This is a genomic window from Pedobacter sp. GSP4, from assembly GCF_051857575.1.
Classification (GTDB): Bacteria; Bacteroidota; Bacteroidia; order Sphingobacteriales; family Sphingobacteriaceae; genus Pedobacter.
In genome coordinates this window covers 238,614-255,363 of sequence record NZ_JBPZIR010000008.1, presented here as the reverse complement: position 1 = coordinate 255,363, position 16,750 = coordinate 238,614, and the positions used below count along the sequence as shown (strand labels likewise).

Annotated in this window: 22 protein-coding genes; 7 read left to right on the top strand and 15 right to left on the bottom strand. The window is 38.8% G+C overall.

What is annotated here, in order from left to right:
* The first annotated feature begins 4 nt into the window (after positions 1 to 4).
* Positions 5 to 682: a DedA family protein gene (locus tag ACS5PU_RS19550; protein WP_439460846.1), complete on the top strand. Its 678-nt coding sequence runs from the start codon at positions 5 to 7 to the stop codon at positions 680 to 682.
* Here the strand turns inward: ACS5PU_RS19550 and ACS5PU_RS19545 are convergent, their stop codons facing one another.
* The 5 genes from ACS5PU_RS19545 to ACS5PU_RS19525 all read right to left on the bottom strand — a co-directional run bounded on the left by ACS5PU_RS19545 (position 683) and on the right by ACS5PU_RS19525 (position 4,176).
* The gene (locus ACS5PU_RS19545) at positions 683 to 1,639 is read right to left on the bottom strand and encodes a zinc dependent phospholipase C family protein (RefSeq protein ID WP_439460845.1); all 957 of its coding nucleotides are present in this window, start codon (positions 1,637 to 1,639) and stop codon (positions 683 to 685) included.
* 66 nt (positions 1,640 to 1,705) lie between these two features.
* On the bottom strand, positions 1,706 to 2,131 hold the full coding sequence (locus ACS5PU_RS19540; protein WP_439460844.1) for a VOC family protein: 426 nt from the start codon (positions 2,129 to 2,131) through the stop codon (positions 1,706 to 1,708).
* A gap of 133 nt (positions 2,132 to 2,264) precedes the next feature.
* Positions 2,265 to 2,717 (bottom strand): DUF1569 domain-containing protein, encoded by a 453-nt coding sequence (locus ACS5PU_RS19535; protein ID WP_439460843.1) that lies wholly within the window; start codon positions 2,715 to 2,717, stop codon positions 2,265 to 2,267.
* A gap of 115 nt (positions 2,718 to 2,832) precedes the next feature.
* Positions 2,833 to 3,408, bottom strand: coding sequence for a YdcF family protein (locus ACS5PU_RS19530; protein ID WP_439460842.1), 576 nt, complete (start codon positions 3,406 to 3,408; stop codon positions 2,833 to 2,835).
* Between the two features lie 9 nt (positions 3,409 to 3,417).
* On the bottom strand, positions 3,418 to 4,176 hold the full coding sequence (locus ACS5PU_RS19525; protein WP_439460841.1) for a M28 family peptidase: 759 nt from the start codon (positions 4,174 to 4,176) through the stop codon (positions 3,418 to 3,420).
* Positions 4,177 to 4,335: 159 nt separating this feature from the next.
* Here ACS5PU_RS19525 and ACS5PU_RS19520 point away from each other — a divergent pair, with 159 nt between their 5' ends.
* Complete coding sequence (locus tag ACS5PU_RS19520) at positions 4,336 to 4,773, top strand: DUF4395 domain-containing protein (RefSeq protein ID WP_439460840.1); 438 nt, start codon at positions 4,336 to 4,338, stop codon at positions 4,771 to 4,773.
* Positions 4,774 to 4,815: 42 nt separating this feature from the next.
* On the opposite strand, the gene ACS5PU_RS19515 is transcribed toward ACS5PU_RS19520, so the two are convergent.
* The 4 genes from ACS5PU_RS19515 to ACS5PU_RS19500 all read right to left on the bottom strand — a co-directional run bounded on the left by ACS5PU_RS19515 (position 4,816) and on the right by ACS5PU_RS19500 (position 9,298).
* Positions 4,816 to 5,097, bottom strand: coding sequence for a hypothetical protein (locus ACS5PU_RS19515; protein ID WP_439460839.1), 282 nt, complete (start codon positions 5,095 to 5,097; stop codon positions 4,816 to 4,818).
* A gap of 184 nt (positions 5,098 to 5,281) precedes the next feature.
* A complete protein-coding gene (locus tag ACS5PU_RS19510) occupies positions 5,282 to 5,797 on the bottom strand; it encodes a 2'-5' RNA ligase family protein (protein WP_439460838.1) in 516 nt (171 codons plus the stop codon).
* Between the two features lie 205 nt (positions 5,798 to 6,002).
* A complete protein-coding gene (hscA, locus tag ACS5PU_RS19505) occupies positions 6,003 to 7,859 on the bottom strand; it encodes a Fe-S protein assembly chaperone HscA (RefSeq protein ID WP_439460837.1) in 1,857 nt (618 codons plus the stop codon).
* A 212-nt stretch (positions 7,860 to 8,071) separates the two neighbouring features.
* Positions 8,072 to 9,298 carry a glycosyltransferase gene (locus ACS5PU_RS19500; protein WP_439460836.1) on the bottom strand — a complete coding sequence of 409 codons (1,227 nt, stop codon included), beginning with the start codon at positions 9,296 to 9,298 and terminating at the stop codon, positions 8,072 to 8,074.
* A gap of 95 nt (positions 9,299 to 9,393) precedes the next feature.
* Between ACS5PU_RS19500 and ACS5PU_RS19495 the strand changes: the two genes are divergently transcribed.
* The gene (locus ACS5PU_RS19495) at positions 9,394 to 9,975 is read left to right on the top strand and encodes a tRNA-(ms[2]io[6]A)-hydroxylase (protein WP_439460835.1); all 582 of its coding nucleotides are present in this window, start codon (positions 9,394 to 9,396) and stop codon (positions 9,973 to 9,975) included.
* A gap of 55 nt (positions 9,976 to 10,030) precedes the next feature.
* Here the strand turns inward: ACS5PU_RS19495 and ACS5PU_RS19490 are convergent, their stop codons facing one another.
* Genes ACS5PU_RS19490 through ACS5PU_RS19470 form a run of 5 tightly spaced genes read right to left on the bottom strand, consistent with a single transcriptional unit; the run spans position 10,031 to position 13,489 of the window.
* On the bottom strand, positions 10,031 to 11,107 hold the full coding sequence (locus ACS5PU_RS19490; RefSeq protein WP_439460834.1) for a DUF3810 domain-containing protein: 1,077 nt from the start codon (positions 11,105 to 11,107) through the stop codon (positions 10,031 to 10,033).
* Between the two features lie 5 nt (positions 11,108 to 11,112).
* Positions 11,113 to 11,490 carry a hypothetical protein gene (locus tag ACS5PU_RS19485; RefSeq protein WP_439460833.1) on the bottom strand — a complete coding sequence of 126 codons (378 nt, stop codon included), beginning with the start codon at positions 11,488 to 11,490 and terminating at the stop codon, positions 11,113 to 11,115.
* Positions 11,490 to 11,861: a type II toxin-antitoxin system VapC family toxin gene (locus ACS5PU_RS19480; protein WP_439460832.1), complete on the bottom strand. Its 372-nt coding sequence runs from the start codon at positions 11,859 to 11,861 to the stop codon at positions 11,490 to 11,492. The genes ACS5PU_RS19485 and ACS5PU_RS19480 overlap by 1 nt, the downstream gene beginning before the upstream one ends.
* A 2-nt stretch (positions 11,862 to 11,863) precedes the next feature.
* On the bottom strand, positions 11,864 to 12,121 hold the full coding sequence (locus ACS5PU_RS19475; protein WP_439460831.1) for a hypothetical protein: 258 nt from the start codon (positions 12,119 to 12,121) through the stop codon (positions 11,864 to 11,866).
* Positions 12,122 to 12,154: 33 nt separating this feature from the next.
* Positions 12,155 to 13,489, bottom strand: coding sequence for a dihydroorotase (locus tag ACS5PU_RS19470; RefSeq protein WP_439460830.1), 1,335 nt, complete (start codon positions 13,487 to 13,489; stop codon positions 12,155 to 12,157).
* Positions 13,490 to 13,697: 208 nt separating this feature from the next.
* Here ACS5PU_RS19470 and ACS5PU_RS19465 point away from each other — a divergent pair, with 208 nt between their 5' ends.
* The 4 genes from ACS5PU_RS19465 (at position 13,698) to ACS5PU_RS19450 (ending at position 16,277) form a co-directional block, all read left to right on the top strand.
* Positions 13,698 to 15,044 (top strand): DEAD/DEAH box helicase, encoded by a 1,347-nt coding sequence (locus ACS5PU_RS19465; protein ID WP_439460829.1) that lies wholly within the window; start codon positions 13,698 to 13,700, stop codon positions 15,042 to 15,044.
* On the top strand, positions 15,044 to 15,316 hold the full coding sequence (locus ACS5PU_RS19460; RefSeq protein ID WP_439460828.1) for a hypothetical protein: 273 nt from the start codon (positions 15,044 to 15,046) through the stop codon (positions 15,314 to 15,316). The genes ACS5PU_RS19465 and ACS5PU_RS19460 overlap by 1 nt, the downstream gene beginning before the upstream one ends.
* Before the next feature lie 96 nt (positions 15,317 to 15,412).
* Entirely contained in the window at positions 15,413 to 15,748 is a 336-nt protein-coding gene (gene gldC, locus ACS5PU_RS19455) for a gliding motility protein GldC (protein WP_439460827.1), read from the top strand.
* A gap of 130 nt (positions 15,749 to 15,878) precedes the next feature.
* On the top strand, positions 15,879 to 16,277 hold the full coding sequence (locus ACS5PU_RS19450; protein WP_439460826.1) for a hypothetical protein: 399 nt from the start codon (positions 15,879 to 15,881) through the stop codon (positions 16,275 to 16,277).
* Here the strand turns inward: ACS5PU_RS19450 and ACS5PU_RS19445 are convergent.
* On the bottom strand, positions 16,274 to 16,735 hold the full coding sequence (locus ACS5PU_RS19445; protein ID WP_439460825.1) for a lipocalin family protein: 462 nt from the start codon (positions 16,733 to 16,735) through the stop codon (positions 16,274 to 16,276). The two genes, ACS5PU_RS19450 and ACS5PU_RS19445, sit on opposite strands and share 4 nt — an antisense overlap.
* Positions 16,736 to 16,750: the final 15 nt, after the last annotated feature.

Here is a 16,750-nt window from a genome sequence, read left to right as displayed (position 1 = left end):
ATAAATGGAATTACTACAGCAGCTTATAGACTTTATCCTTCATATTGATGTCCATTTAGCCGAAATTGTTAACGAATACCGTACCTGGACTTACCTTATTTTATTCCTGATTATTTTTGCCGAAACTGGTTTTGTGATTACGCCCTTTCTTCCGGGCGATTCATTGCTTTTTGCCATGGGCGCGCTAATTGCCGGCGAGCATGAAACCGGTTTAAATATCTGGTTAATGCTGATCATTTTAATTGTGGCGGCCATTTTAGGGAACACCGTGAACTATAAGCTCGGTAGTGTTTTAGGGGCAGGTGTATTTAAAGAAAAGAATAAAATTTTAAAGTTGAAATATTATCACCAATCGCATGAGTTTTTTGAAAAACATGGTGGTAAAGCAATTATGTTGAGCAGATTCCTGCCAATTTTCAGAACCATTGCACCTTTTGTTGCTGGAATTGCTAAAATGCCATTCGGCCGTTTTACCTATTACAATATTATTGGCGGTGTAGCGTGGATTGTTGCCTTACTTTTAGGTGGCTATTTATTGGGGCAGATTCCGGTAATCAAAAACAATTTCGAACTGGTTATTATATTTATTGCTGTGGTTACCTTTGTGCCTGCTGTATGGGCCGCAATTAGAAGCCGTTTGCAACCTAAAAAGATTGAAAAAATTATTGAGGGCAAAGAATAATTAAAGTTCCCGGCCAATTAGTAAACCATTTTGGTATTTCTTTTCAATTTCTTGGGTTTCTTTATCCTCATCAGGCTGTAATGTTGTTTTAACGAGATTTTTGAGTTCCGGCTGACCGGCATCTATCCATGCCGAAAACCAGAAAGAGCCTATTTCGAGTATTGATGCACGCATCTGCTTTTCAACCATGCCGTTTAAGTTTTCGTGATAGGCCTTTGAATAAGCCGTAGCATACTGTTTTAAGATGGTATTGTTCCTTTCCGAAAAACTGTACTTTTGATCAGAGGGGAAAGAGCGGTTTAATTGAGCTTCGAAGCTTAAAACCGTATCAACCAGGCTGTGGGTTTGCTTAACAATCTTCCAAGCCTCTTTTAAAGGATTTTCGACGTAATTGGCCTTTCCTACAATGAAGCTGTAACGGGTAGAAAAAAGCTCGGGTAAACGGCTTTCCCAAAAAGCATGGATGCCCACCTGATTACTCAGTTGACCGTTGTGGTTTGCGGTGGTATGCAGGGGCACATGTGCATCGCCGATATAGTGGCCTAAATCTGCAGAATATTTTAAGATTTTAACCGAATCCTTGGTTTTAAAAGCCTTAACCAAGCTATAGTAGGTCCGCTGAATTTGCCAGGGTAAAATTCCATCAGTATTTAAACGTTTCTGGCCATATTTGGCCAATGCATCTTTCCATTTTTCTGGAATACTATCTACCTGTTCCGCATAATTTTCTACATCCAGATAATGTCTTGGCGCTTCTAAAGTATCGGCATACCGGCGCTTATCAGGATCGACAGCATGCTCGGTAATATACTTGATATTCTTTTTGTAAAAGCCGATCATGGCAGGGGGCAGGGTGAAAACAGCCAGGTTATTGATTCTTTGATGTGCAAAGAAGCCCCAAGAGGTACAAAGAAACAGTGGGATGATTAACGCGGTTAAAATCGTCAATCTTTTCATACTTGAAGATATGAAAATTCTTGATATCTCTTGGGGGATAATGGAATTTAAAAGCGTACCTGATTATCAGGCATTTTCCATGGTTTTCATGTCTAGCTTTTTCATCTTCATCACTACATCCATTACTCTTTTGGCTCTTTCGGGCTCGGCCATTAATGCTCCAATATTGGAAGGAACAATTTGCCATGAAAGGCCAAATTTGTCTTTTAACCAGCCGCACATACTTTCCTGTCCACCATCTTTGGTCAGCGTATCCCAGTAATAATCTATCTCTTCCTGACTATCGCAATTCACCATCAACGAAACTGCTTCATCAAACTTAAATTGCGGTCCGCCGTTTAGTCCCATAAATTTACTTCCGTTTAATTCAAATGTGACAACCATTGGGGTAACCTGGGTAATTTTCGAATCTTTAAAAACTGTACAGTAATATTTTGCTGCTGCTTCGGCCTGTCCATCAAACCAAAGGCATGTTACAAGTGGTTTTGCCATGTTTTGTTATTGAGTTTTGTTAGTACAAGTTAAGCAAGATCTGAATTGCAGATAGGGCGTAAAAGAGACTTTTTAAGGGGGTAATATGACAAATAAAATGCTGTGAAGCCGAAAGACTAAAGTAATTAGTAGGCTAAGCCCCAAATTGTGAAAGATGATGGTTTAAATGTTTGTAGAACATATTGTTCCATTCGGTTTTTGTTAAGCGGCCAAATGAATGCGATTCTTTACCGTCAAAATGTGCTTCACCCAGCGCTTGTGTTTTGTTAAGGTAATCAATTAACCGGGCTTTCTCTTTTTCAAATTGCTTTTCGTCTTTGATGATAAACTGAGGTGCTGTATGGTTGTTTTTGGGATACGGCTTTTCGCTCACTACCAAACCTTTAACCAAAAGCTTTAGTATAAATTTCATAAATGGGCCTGGTTTTGGATGGATATCATCATAAACCATTTCATAGGTTACATTACAGTGTGCCAGCATCTGCGCAACATTCATTTTACCCCAAAGCTGTGGTGTAGTAGGGGTAAGGTGATTAATTCTTTCGATAATTTCGCTGGTTACAGCGGGCTGGAAGATGTTTTTCATGTGTTTCAATATAGATTTATTGTATGAACCTGAGTTCGATTGTTAATCCCATCAATATCTTATTTGCGTAACTCAATTAATAAATATAGGCACGAAATTTAATAAGTGTGCGCAATTAATTTCGGAATGATAAAAATTCAGTATAAAAAGCTACAAACTCTCTAACTATCGAATAGGCATCTCGCCATTCAAAGTACCGCGGGCTAGCACCAAACACTTTGTCGAAACCATTTTTTCTGAAAAGCATTTTCGTTCGAGTAATGTGATAGTACTGGGAAACCACAACGATACTTTCGATGTGGTAGTCTCGTTTTAACCCAACCGTGTTTTCAACGGTTTTTAAGGTGTTATTTCCCCTGTTATCGGTAATGATGGCTTCGGGTGGAACACCTTTTTGAATCAGGTAATCCCGCATTTTATCGCCTTCGTTAAATCCTTCTTTACCTAAGCCTCCGCTTACCATAAGCATTTTTACATCGCCTTGTTTATATAAATTTAAGCCACATTCGAGCCTTTTGGTAAGCCTTTCGGATAGTGTTCCATCGGTATTTACCTTGTTGCCAAGGATAACACCTAAATCTGCTTTGTGGTGGCTATCAAAGAGCCCATCGGTTACAATGTAAATGGTATGAACAAAGAAAATGGAAATGAGACCTAATAGGGCGATGATGGAGTAGCGTTTGATTTTCATTGGAGCTTATCATTTAGTTATCGAATAAAATACACCATCAATTACTTTGGCCATCCTGTTTAAATCCAAGGTTTCCATGGTATCGGTAACCTGGTGATAATTTTTGTTTCTGAAAAATGAAGTGTCGGTTATCATCAATGCGCTGTAACCAAATTTCCAATAATTTAAATGATCAGAAAAGTCAATGCCGGGCAGCGAAGGCGGACCTACAAAGGTTTTGGTGCGAATGGCCTGCGATTGTTTAAAAGATTTTGTAAAGTGCTTTGCAAAGTTGCCTGAACCAAATTTTTTTACGAGGGTAATATAGTTCCCTTTATTGCCATAAAACCACGATAGGATGCCTAAAGGATAAGACTGAGATTTTTTCTCATCTTTAAAATAACCGATCATTTCTAACGAGATCATACCGTAAACATCTATTTTGGCTGTTTCCAATGATTTAGCATGGATATAACTGCCCATATTTTCGGTGCGGAAATAGGGTGGTTCTTCTAGCGTATAAGCCACCAGATCTACTCTGTGCTTTAATATCTGCCCTTTAAATAATCTGGCCAGTTCTAAAAGTCCGCTTACGCCGCTGGCATTATCGTCGGCCCCTTCTTGGTTGCCACAGGTATCGTAATGGGCACCAATAATAATGCGCTTGCTGTTGGCGGTACCAAAAGAACAGATTACGTTTTTAAATGTGGTATCGGTTAAGGGCACAGCCTTGCAAAACGTAACTGATAGCAAGAACAGTAGGAGGATGGTAATTTTGTAGCGCGTCATGTTTTTCGGTTAGGATTACGAATATAATCATTCGCCAATATATTTGCTTTGAGGTAAAAATCAATTGCCACAATAGCTGTCAAATAATTTTGTTGATAATGACGCTGTTTAAACCAATTCGGGATATAAATTTGATAAATTTACCCGTAAAATTTAAGTATGGAAGTATCTTGCCCGGTTTCAGCTGAGCGTGTTAATGAAAATGTGGTGCGCATCATCGCTTTTATGGTGGCCATAATTGCGGTTTGCTGTATCATATCGGCTAATTATTGGGCTATTGTATTTTTGATAGTTGATTTTGCTGCAAGGGCATTTACAACGGGTAAATTGAGCCTGTTAAAATACCTGGCCTTAAAAATTACTAAAGTACTGGCTATCCCGCAGCGAATGACTGATCTGGCGCCCAAAAAGTTCGCCGCAACCATGGGCTTTGTATTTTGCCTCTTGATTACGGCGATGGTTTTAATGAATTTCGCTACACTTGCTTTAATATTGACGCTGACGATGACATTTTTTGCCTTATTGGAAAGCATATTTGCCATTTGCGTGGGCTGCCATGTTTATTCCTTTTTGCAATTTCTGAGAAAGGCTAATTAATAGCTTAGGGCTGCAGCGCTTTTCACACCGATTTTACAGGCCTTAATCAAGCTTGCCCAGCGAATTTAAGATGGAAGCTAGTTCTTCTAGCTGATAATCGAAATGGCTAACATCGATATCGAATTTCTTTCCGTTTTTTAAGTGAACCGAGATAAAATAATGTGGATAGCGGCGTATAAAGATTGAGTTTTCATCAATTGTTTTAAGGCAACTTATTTCTTCCCATCTAAAAGTGCCACGGTCTAGAAACGTTATTTCCTGTTCGTTTGCTACTATGGCGTAAACCTCTTCATTTTTCTGTAATACCCTTAAGATGAAAATCATATAAATGGTGTAAAGACAGAACATGATAGCGAAAGTGACTAAATAACTTAGGTTAAAGACTCCTGCTATTGCTAAAAAAACGAGCGGGAAGAGACAAAATGGAATGATAATAAAACCAATATTACTATTGTCTTTTACTTTAATAGACGTAACCATTTTTAGAGCGATTGAGCGCTTAATTTAGCTATTCTTTTTTAGAAATTACAAAATCAAATTCCCTGGTAATTTCCCATTTACCTCCATTGATTTGTGTAATCAAGCTGATCTTGTAAAAACTTAGTACTGTTGGGAGCGGATAAGATTTTATCTGTTCAAAAATTTCACTGGTACAGGTAGAATTTCTGGGATGCACGAGTGTGATGTGCGGTAGGAGGGCCCGTGGTGAGTCGTTTATTCCTTTCGAAATTAATTTCCTTAACTGTTGAAAGGATTCGTTACCTGCTTTTACAGGAATATACACCCCCTTCCCGTTTTCAAATTGTTCAACGGCTCCAAACGTCATTTGAATCGGACTGTCTAATTTAATGTTCTTGATGTTTGCAAGTACTTGATCCAGTTGTTCAATTTCGTCTTCCCTGCAAAGTGTAACATGTGCTGCGATTAAACTGTGTTGAATGGGGTTAAATTGTGTCCTGATTTGTTCAATGGTCTCGTTTTGCCCGGTAATGAACAGGGTAAGCTGCTGTCGGATTTTTTGCATAGCTAAAGATAAGCTATATTTTTTTAGCTTGTCATCCTGAGCCTTCCGAAGGAATTTGGCAAACATATTTTTCCCATTACGCAAATAAAAATCTGCAATAAGTTGATGCAAATTCTGTGAGACCCTGAAACAAGTTCAGGGTGACGACCGGCTCAACTGAAAATTGCCAGCTGAGAACTGCTAACTGAAAACTGTCAACTGAAAACTATTCTATTTTCTTGCCTTTCATGGCTATAGAAATTGCTGCATCCATTACGCGCTCGGCAAATGGACGGGTAAATTCATTCAGCTCATCGGCTTTTTTCAAAATGGTATCTTTTTCTTGAGTAGATAGTGCTGTTTTCAGTGCTTCAATATGTGCCACAGTTTCTGCAATTTCATTTTCAGATAAATGTTCTGCATGTTTTTTGATAAAACCTTCAGCTGTGTAAACCAACTGTTCACCTTCGCTTCTGGCTTCAATGAGCATGCGCTGCTGTACATCGCTCTGTGCGTGTTCAATACTGTCTAAAAGCATTTTTTCAACGGTATCGTCACTTAAACCATAACTTGGGGTAATTTCAATCTCCTGTTTAACACCCGAGCGCAATTCAATGGCCTGAACGGTTAAAATTCCATCTGCGTTGAGCAGGAAATTGATATCTACTTTTGGCAGGCCCGCAGGCATTGCCGGAATTCCTTTTAGGTCGAATTCAGCCAACTTCCGGTTTTCTTTAATTAAATCGCGTTCGCCCTGATAAACAGATATTTTCATGTTTACCTGTCCATCAATAGAGGTGGTGTATTGTCTGCCAGCTTTGGTTGGTACCTTGCTGTTGCGGGCAATGATTACATCCATTAAACCGCCCATGGTTTCGATACCCAAAGAGAGTGGGGTAACGTCCAATAATAAAATATCAGAACGGTTTCCGGCCAAAACATCGGCCTGAATAGCTGCTCCAAGGGCTACAACTTCATCTGGATTGATATTATCCTGCGGTTTTTTTCCGAAGAATTTTTCTACTTCCTGTTTTACATAAGGGGTACGCGTAGAGCCGCCAACCAAAATCACTTCGTCAATGTCTTCAGCTGATAAACCGGCATCATTTAAGGCATTTTTACAGGCTGTTATGGTTTCTTCAACCTTTGCACTGATCAATTGTTCGAAAGTTTGTTTATCTAGTGTGCACCAGATTTCGCCAACCTTTTCGTTATATAAATTTTGGCTCGATAGGGCTTTCTTGGCAGCTTCGGCCTGTAACCTCAAGGTTTGCATCAAAATATTATCCTGTGCAAGGGCAGTGCTATCCAAGTTGTTTTTTTCAATCCAATGGTTTAAAATGGCCCTGTCGAAATCATCACCACCTAAATAAGTGTTCCCGTTTGTGGCCAAAACCTCAAAAATTCCATTTTGTATCTGCAAGATGGATACATCAAAAGTACCTCCGCCCAAATCGTATACGGCAATTGTTTTTTGTTGCGATGGATCCAAACCAATGCCGTAGGCCAAACTTGCCGCGGTAGGTTCGTTTACAATCCGCATTACATCCAGTCCTGCAAGTTTACCTGCATCGCGCGTGGCCTGGCGTTGGCTATCGTTAAAATAAGCTGGTACAGTAATTACAGCCCTGTTAACAGGTGTTTTTAAAGCATGCTCTGCTCTGGCTTTAAGTTCTTTCAAAATCTCGGCCGATAGTTCGATTGGCGTATAAAAACGGTCGCCTGCATGGATTTTCACTAAGGCATCGCTGTCATCATCAATAATTTTGTAAGAAAATATGTCGGCATGTTCGGCAACATCTTTATAAGAACGGCCTAACAAGCGTTTCACTGAAAATATAGTATTGGATGGATCGGTGGTTAAAAATTCTTTGGCCTCATTACCTACAATAGCCTCGTTCTGACTATTAAAATAAACTACCGAGGGTACCAATAAGCCTTTGCCAGCATCGTTAATTACCTGTGGATCTTTATCTGGATTGATGAAAGCCACTAAACTGTTGGTGGTACCTAAATCTATTCCTACAATAATTTCTTCCTTCTGAAATGAACCTGTAGCAAGGTTAATCGATATTTTTGCCATAGCCGCAAATTTACAATAATGTTGTAAGGTTTTAGGAACCGAATGTTTTTTAAAAGTCAATTCATAGAAAGTCTTAAGTCCGGAGTCAATCATGAGCCCAGCTTTGGAACATTAGGTGTGTTATTAGTTGAAAGTCATGATTTCAAGTCTCAGATATTGCCTTGATGTTTTAAGCCATTGTATCTTCGGACTTCCAACTTTCGGACCGCTGACTATTTATTCTTCTCCTCAATCCAAAGCGACATATATTTTGTACTCTGGGCAATATGGTGGTTTAAAATCTGGCCGAAAAAATTATTTTGTCTATGCGCAGCCAAGTTTGAAATCAGTTGATCAACCCGATCTATAAATGGATTGGTAAAACGCTTTGCTGTATAACGTTCGTTAATAATTGTTATGCCGTTTTGCTGGGCAGAGTGCCAAGCTTCTTTATCCTGATATAATTTTACAGCTTCGTTGGTAAATATTTCCAGGTCATCTGCAATACTGCCGTTCCAGTTTAAATCGCCTTTCATGGCCTCTGCACCAACAGTAGTGGTAACTGCCGGTGTACCTACCTGCATAGCATCGATAAATTTGCCTTTTACACCAGCACCAAATTGAATAGGGGCGAGCAAAATCCGATGTTTGGAAATGGTATCGTGTGCATCTTTGGCTCTTCCGCGAATAAAAAACTTTTCGTTTTTATTTTCCAGCTGCAACACTTTTTGTGAGGCATACGAGCCATAAATATTTAAGTCGGCATCTGGCAGTTTTTTTCTGAGCAAAGGCCAAACTTTGGTTTTTAAGGTCTGCACGGTGTTCCAGTTTGGTTCGTGCAGGAAATTGCCGATAAAAACAAAATCTGCCCGCTGTTCAAACGGAATCCATTTTTGGATGGCGGAATCTGTGATTTCCTCTTCTAAGAAAGGAAGGTAATATAATAAAGAAGCATCGATTTTAAATTGCGTAGCAAGAATTTCCATTTCAGTTTCTGAGATAATCAAAGATAAATCGCAGCGCAGGATGGAGGCAATCTCTCGTTTTGCCATATCCGAAAATAAATCGGCTGTTTCATTTTTTTTAGCACCCTGTTGGCGGGCATTGCGTAAAAAATGTAAATCTTCGGTATCTAATATCCTCAATGCATCGGGGCATTCCTGCTGTACACGCCAGCCATACTGTTCTTCTACCATAAAACGGTCGAACAGCACAATAGCTGGGGTTAGTTCTTTTAAAAAGACATTGAAACTTCCGTTATTCAGTTCAATTTCCTGTTCATTAACATCTTTCCCGGTAAAATCGTAACTGAAATTGCTTTTTGACGCGGCTGAGGCAAAAGTGATTTTATAGCCACGGTTAAGAAACAGATCAACCAGCTGAATCATTCTGGTTCCGGCTGCCGATGAAGTGGGCTCGGGCCAAACCAACCCAATAATCAATAGTTGCTTAACACTCATGTTTTAAAATTTATGCAAAATAAGCTGTTTTTAGCTCACAATTTTAAAAGCGGGCCGATTATTTCTAATTTTGCTGTTCGAAGAGATAAAACCACATGTTAGGATTAAAATTATTGACAGACCCACGCTGGGCAAATATTGCTGAATCGAATTTAGAAGAAATTTTATCCGACCATGCCTGGTGCGAGCAAAAAGCAGCCAGCAATGCCATTACCTTAATTACCCAAAATTCTGAACATCAGGATCTGGTTGATGAGCTCACCGCAATTGCCATTGAGGAAATGCAGCATTTTCAAATGGTAATCAATATCATTAAGGAGCGGGGCTATACATTGAGCCGCGAACGTAAAGATGATTACGTTGGCCGTTTGGTTAAATTCAGTAAAAAAGATGGTAGCCGTAACCAGGCTTTTATTGATAGACTTTTGTTTGCGGCAATGATTGAGGCCAGAAGCTGTGAACGTTTCCGAGTACTTTCTTTAAATATCAAAGATCCGGAACTGGCTAAGTTTTATCACGAGCTGATGGTTTCGGAAGCTGGGCATTACACCACGTTTTTAAACTTCGCCCGTAAATACAGTACTGATGTTGATGTGGAAAAGAGATGGAAAGAGTGGTTGGAATTTGAAGGCGAACTGATCCAGAGTTTCGGTAAAAAAGAGGCTATTCATGGCTAGTTCAGTTTGCAATTTTCAGTTCACAGTTTTTATTGTTGCTATTGATTGAAAACTGCTAATTAATAACTGTCAACTGCTTTTTATGAATATTCCACAGCCAGATTACGATATCCTGATAGCTATCGATACCCTTTTTCTGGTTGTTGAGTTTTAAAAAGCGATCAAAAGCGGCATCCATGTAGCCAAACATCTGACCGTTGTACTTACGCCAAAATTCTTTTTCAGTTTTGAAATCTGCCAATACCTTTGGCAGCAGTTTATCGTGTAAAATCTTGTAGTCATCGGGCGATTTCATTCTGATTTCGAATAAGATGTACCTTAGCATTTCATAATTGGCCGAGTATTGGTAATCTACATCAGTGCTGTTACTTGCCGTTAGGTAGCCTAAAAGGTTGGCTTCATCTTCGTAGGCAATGCCCAACTGGTGGGCAATTTCGTGGCAGGATACATAGGGTTTAACAAAATCAGGAAGGTTCATGTTCATGTTCGCTTCGCCTGATAGGGGGGTGTAATAGCCTTCAATTCCTGCTTTGCTCACCATCCAGGGGATAAGTACTGATTTTAAACATGGATTGGGATAACTGAACAACGGGTTTTTCTTACGCATTAAGTTATAGGCATCTGCCGATCTTGTTTCGAGGTGTTTAACGGTGTATGCCGGTGTTTTGCCTTGTTTTAATTTTAAATCGTTGGTTTTTTTTACAAAGTAATTGCCCAGTATAACAAGCTCTTTAACACTGTACTTATCGGTGCCAATACCCAATTCTTCGCTCACGCTGGGCCTACTGTAATTTAAGCCCCAAACTATTTTGAAAATGATGTAAAGGATTAATAAGAAGTTTAAAACCTGAAGGGGAATAACAATCCTATCCAGTTTTTTTAACTGTTTTCTTTTTTTGAAAAACCTAATGATTTTGTAGAGCGCATAGCCGATTAAGATGGCATAAATAATATCGCCAATGGCAAAAGGAAATATGGATGATACGAACCTTAGTGCTGATGAAATATAGGGGTAAAAACCGCTTGAATAGTATTTTTGAACAAGGGCAGGGAAGAAGCCAAAGAGGTAAATGAGGAAGGCAATTGCTAAAATTACCAAGGATTTTGAATAGATTGATTTGTTTTTTTGCATTTATATTACCAGCTTAAAATAACAACTATCATAATAATCACAAATATGAATATTGGCCTTAAAAATCGTTGTTGATCTGCTTTTCTATCAAATCCATCTTTTCTCAATTCCCATGAAACTATAATTTCTAAGAGTGTTGTTAATGGATGGGATATGAAATCTAAAATAGAATAAGACGCTTTAGCACGTTTGAGAATATTGAGTTCTGTTGCTTTTCGAGCATAATATTTATTTTGATTAATTTCTTTTTCTTGAATATTCCTCACTTTTAGTTCAGCTTCTGCCTGAAGTAAAGCCGTTTTATTCCAATCTTCGGGAGAACTAACGATTATTAAAAGCTGTTCTGTTGTTCTATCTTTAATGGGAGGGCTTAACTTGGTCATCACTTAAGTAGCTTCAGATTTTCAATATTTTCGAAATGCTTTTGATTAAGTGTATCGAAATATAAGTCGTGGGCGATAGCTGTTGCTGCAATGAATAAATCAGCCTTATCAATGCTTTTTCGGATTTTTTTAAGATTGTTCTGGATATCTACTGCCGCTAAAGCCGCATCACTATCGAATGGAAATACAATAAAATTTGATAGGATGCTTTTCCAAAAATCAGCCTGCTCGCCTTTTGCTCCAGTGTAAATTTCAAATTCAGTTATGCTGCATATGCATAAGTTTTCTGATTTCTGAGATATTTCAAATAATCTTGTTTTTGATTTATCTTTCTTCCGAAAATAATCAATCAAAATAGAGGTATCAACCATTATTACTTGGTCCGCCATTTATTTATTGATTTCCTTGTTTCTTCTATATTTTTAATTTGCGTTTCAGAAAATACAGGTCCTTTTAATAGAAGATCAGAAAGCTTAGTGCCATATTTTACGGTAGGCTCTTCAACTTGAAGGTCAGAAATTAACGTTTTATTTTTGGCTTTCTCTTTCAAATGGGCAACAAAGGTCGAAACCTCCTGTTTAAGGTTTGAGGGGAGTGAAGAAATTTCCGAAAATAATTGTAAATCTGTCATCGTTAACTTATTAACTAAACAAATATAACAAATCTATCTTGTAAAAGTTAGCCGCTTTCCAATCTGATCGGTTGTGAATTTTCCTTTTTGATAGGCCAGATTGCCTGATACAAAGGTGTGTGTGATACTGGCTTTGAAGGTATCACCATCAAAAGGGCTCCAACCGCATTTATAGAAATTGTTCAGTTTCGTTACCTTCCACGGATCATTTAAATCAACTAGTACCAGATCGGCCCAATATCCTTCGCGGATGAAACCACGTTTTTCAATATCAAAGCAGATAGCTAGGTTATGTGCCGTTTTTTCAGCAATCTTTTCTAACGAGATTTTTCCCTGCAGGTGCATTTCGAACAGCGCAGGCAATGCATGTTGAACCAATGGCCCGCCAGATGGCGCCTGGGCATAAGGCTGTTGTTTTTCTTCGAGGGTATGTGGGGCGTGATCGGTTGCAATTACATCGATATAATTTTCAAGTACACCCGCCAACACGCCTTTTTGATCGGCTTCTGTTTTTACCGCCGGATTCCATTTAATGAAGTTCCCTTTCTCGGCATAATCCTGATCATTAAACCAAAGATGGTGGATACAGGCCTCGGCAGTGATTTTTTTATCTTTTAATGGCGTAATGTTATCAAACAATGAAATCTCTTTCGCTGTCGAAATATGTAAGATGTGTAAACGGGTTTGATAGGCTTTGGCCAGTTCGACAGCCAATGATGACGATTTATAGCAAGCCTCTGCACTGCGGATAAGCGGATGCATCTCGATGGTTAAATCTTCGCCGTATTTAGCTTTAAAAGCAGCAAGGTTATGGCGTATGGTTGCCTCATCTTCACAATGTGTAGCCACTAATATAGGTGCCTTACTGAAAATGTTTTCCAGGGTTTTTTCATTATCAACTAGCATATTCCCGGTTGATGAGCCCATGAAAACCTTAATGCCACAAACATTTTTAGGATCGGTTTTTAAAACTTCTTCAATGTTATCATTGCTGGCACCCATGTAAAATGAATAATTAGCTAATGATGTTTCTGCCGCAATGGCGTATTTATCTGCCAGCAATTGTTGCGTAAGTGTATTCGGAACGGTATTGGGCATTTCCATAAAAGAAGTAATACCACCCGCAACTGCAGCCATACTCTCGGTAAAAATATCGGCTTTATGCGTTAAACCCGGCTCACGGAAATGTACCTGGTCATCAATCATTCCTGGTAAAAGGTATTGTCCTTCTGCATTGATTTCTTGTGCTCCGGGTGCCGATAGGTTTTGGCCGATCTTGGCTATTAACCCGTCTTTTATCAATACATCAGCAAGGATTTTTTGCCCTTCATTTACAATTGTTGCAGCTTTTATCAGGTAAGTATTCATAGTTTCAAAGGTAGTAATTTGGTATTTATTTTGCGAGTATCAGGACACAAGTATCAAGATTTTGAGCTTAAGAACAATTACTGCTAGGATTTTTAAAGGTAGAGATTGGTTTATATAACCAGTTTTTAAGCTTTAGATTAGTTACTGGGTTTAAACCTTCTGCCTTACACCTTCAAACCCTCAACCTTAATCACTATCTTTGTACGCTATGGCAAAATCGTTCGAAGAATTTAAATTAAACAGGCAAATTTTAAATGCAGTTGCCGATGCAGGTTACACCGTTGCCACGCCCATACAGGAAAAAGCAATTGCACCCGTTTTATCTGGTCAGGATATTTTCGGAATTGCCGAAACAGGAACCGGAAAAACCGCAGCTTTTGTTTTGCCTATTTTAATGCAGCTAAAGTATGCCCAGGGCGAAAGTCCTAGAGCCTTGATTTTATCGCCTACCCGCGAACTGGCCATGCAGATAGAAGAACAGGTTAAACTGTTTTCTACTTATACCGATCTGCGTTCGCTCGTAATTTTTGGTGGTATTGGCCCTAAAGCACAAAAAGAACAATTATCAAAAGGTGTCGATATCTTAATTGCAACACCTGGAAGGTTTTTGGATTTATATTTATCAGGCGATATCAATACACAGAGCATTAAGTTTTTGGTGTTGGATGAAGCCGATAAAATGATGGATATGGGCTTTATCGGTTCTATTCACCGTATTTTGGAGATTGTTCCGCGCAAGCGTCAAAATTTATTGTTTTCGGCTACCATGAGCGATCTGGTTCAGAAGATTGCTGGCGATTTTTTGAAAAACCCAACCATCATTGAAACATCGCAACAGGCTACACCGGCCGCCAATGTAAGCCAATCGCTTTATTACGTTCCAAACTTTAAAACCAAGATAAACCTGCTTCAGCATCTGTTAAAAAATGATGAATCGTTTAACCGGCTGATTATTTTTTGCAAAACCAAAACAGTTGCCGATAATATTTTCAGCTTTATTGAGCGTAGGTATGGTGCAGACAATGTGCGGGTAATCCATGCCAATAAAGGGCAGAATACGCGCATCAATTCTATTAATAATTTTAAGGAAGGCAATATCAGGGTTTTGGTAGCCACAGATGTAGCCAGCCGGGGGATAGATGTAAGTGATGTAAGCCACGTAATTAATTTTGATGTGCCCATCATTATTGAAGATTATGTACACCGGATTGGGCGTACAGGTAGGGCTTTTGCCAAAGGCGATGCCATTACTTTTGCTACCGATGCGGAGAAATACTATATCCGTAAAATTGAAAAGCTGATCCGCCAGTTTATTCCCGTAGCCGAAATACCTGAAGGTGTTTTTATTGATGAAACGCCTTACGAAGAACGCCAGCACATTGCCCGCGAAATTGATATGCAGAAGCGTAAGGATGATCCTGAATTTAAAGGGGCTTTCCACGAAAAGAAAAATGCCAAGGTGATCGAAAAAAAGGCTAGGGATAAAGCAAAGGCAAAAGCCGGTAAAGAAGTTAAGAGTTTTAAAAAAGGCAAACGTTTCGATAAGAAGAAATAATGAAACTCCGTATTACCCCGTTAAATATTGTTGGTGCATTAGGTTTAAGCTTAATTGTGGTGAGCCTGCTTTCCGAAAAGCAAACAGCACCACGTTATATTGATCTGAGTGGCTTTTATCTGTTGATTTTGAGCTGTCTTGTACTCGTTACCTTTATCACCGATCTGATTTTTAGGTTTACTTTAAAAGATATCAAGCGGATCTGGATAATCGAATCCATTTTTATTGTGGTTACCGTAATCTTGATGCTAATATTACAAAAAGTAGTATAATACAGGGGCGAAATATTTGGTAAAATTATCATCTTTGCCCCAATTAAAATGCTGATAAATCTGCGTAATGCATTTATCGCTGAAATGAATATAAATATGAAAAAAGCAGAAATAAAATTAACCGTTGAGTTAGACGAGGCTAATAATCCAGATAATATTCTTTGGGAAAGTACTGATGCTGGAAATGCTGATAAAGTTCCTGCAAAAGCAATGTTCTTATCGGTTTGGGACCATAACTATAAAAATACCTTAAAAATTGATCTGTGGACAAAGGATATGCCTGTTGATGAAATGAAACGTTTCTTCTACGAAACTTTGCAAACAATGGGCGATAGCTTCTTAAAAGCCACAAACGAAACTTTAATTGTTGAAGATTTACGCGATTACTGCGCCCACTTTGCAGATAAAATGGGGATTATTGAAGGGCAGTAGATGGCCCCTTGGCTACTGGTCAATAGTCAATAGTCAATAGTCAATAGTCAATAGTCAATAGTCAATAAAAAATGCCGTGCAAGTTCGCTATTATTCCACGAAATCATTAAAATCAGTGTAATCATATTATATGTTAGTACTCAATAAATTTAGGGCCTGGTTAGGTATTTTATTATGCGTTATTGCAGGCTTTTGCCCAATTTTAAAAGTGCCCATTAAAGGCAACTGGAACCTGTACCAATCGGATGCACGTTTGTTTTTTATCACTTATGCAATTATCGCAATTTCAGTATTGGTGCTGTTTATCAGAAAAGTAGGTGCTTTTAGGTTTATGAGTTTTGTAATGGCCATTTGGTATGTACTGGCTATTGTTGCAGTTTACTTTACCGCCCACAATTACACAAAATATGGTTTTGCCAATAAACTTATAGGCAAAGTAGTCCATTTTCAGTGGGGCTGGATTGTGCTGTTAGTGGGTGTTGTATTTATGCTTTTTAGCGTTAAACGCGGCGAGAAAATTACAGCCTAAGCCTTTTCGTGCAATTGCGAGGTAAGTTTGGCCACCTCGTATCCTTTGGCTTTACATCTGGCAACAATTTCATCATGGGTTTTTTTCGGCATTGTCTGGTTACGGCTCATGATGAATAAAAATTTGTGATCTGGATGGCCAACCACCACATAAGAATAATCATCAGCCAGCTCAATAATCCAATAATCAACCTTTATTGGCCATATAAACTGCGCCTGCAGCTCGCCTTTTTCTCCATCTTCTGAAGGGAACATTTTCGAATTTCTTGAATATACTTTCTCGTCGCCAGGCTTTTTATAAGTAGTTAGTACATTGTAGTACCCATCTTTGTTTAAGGTGTATTTGGTGGTCGTTTCGCGACTGCCTTTATCAAAAATAGTTGGGATCGAGTACAGTGAATACCAGGTACCCGAATATTTTTTCAGATCTAATTTAGCCACAGGAGTGTTTTTATCCATCGGCAAATAAGTTAA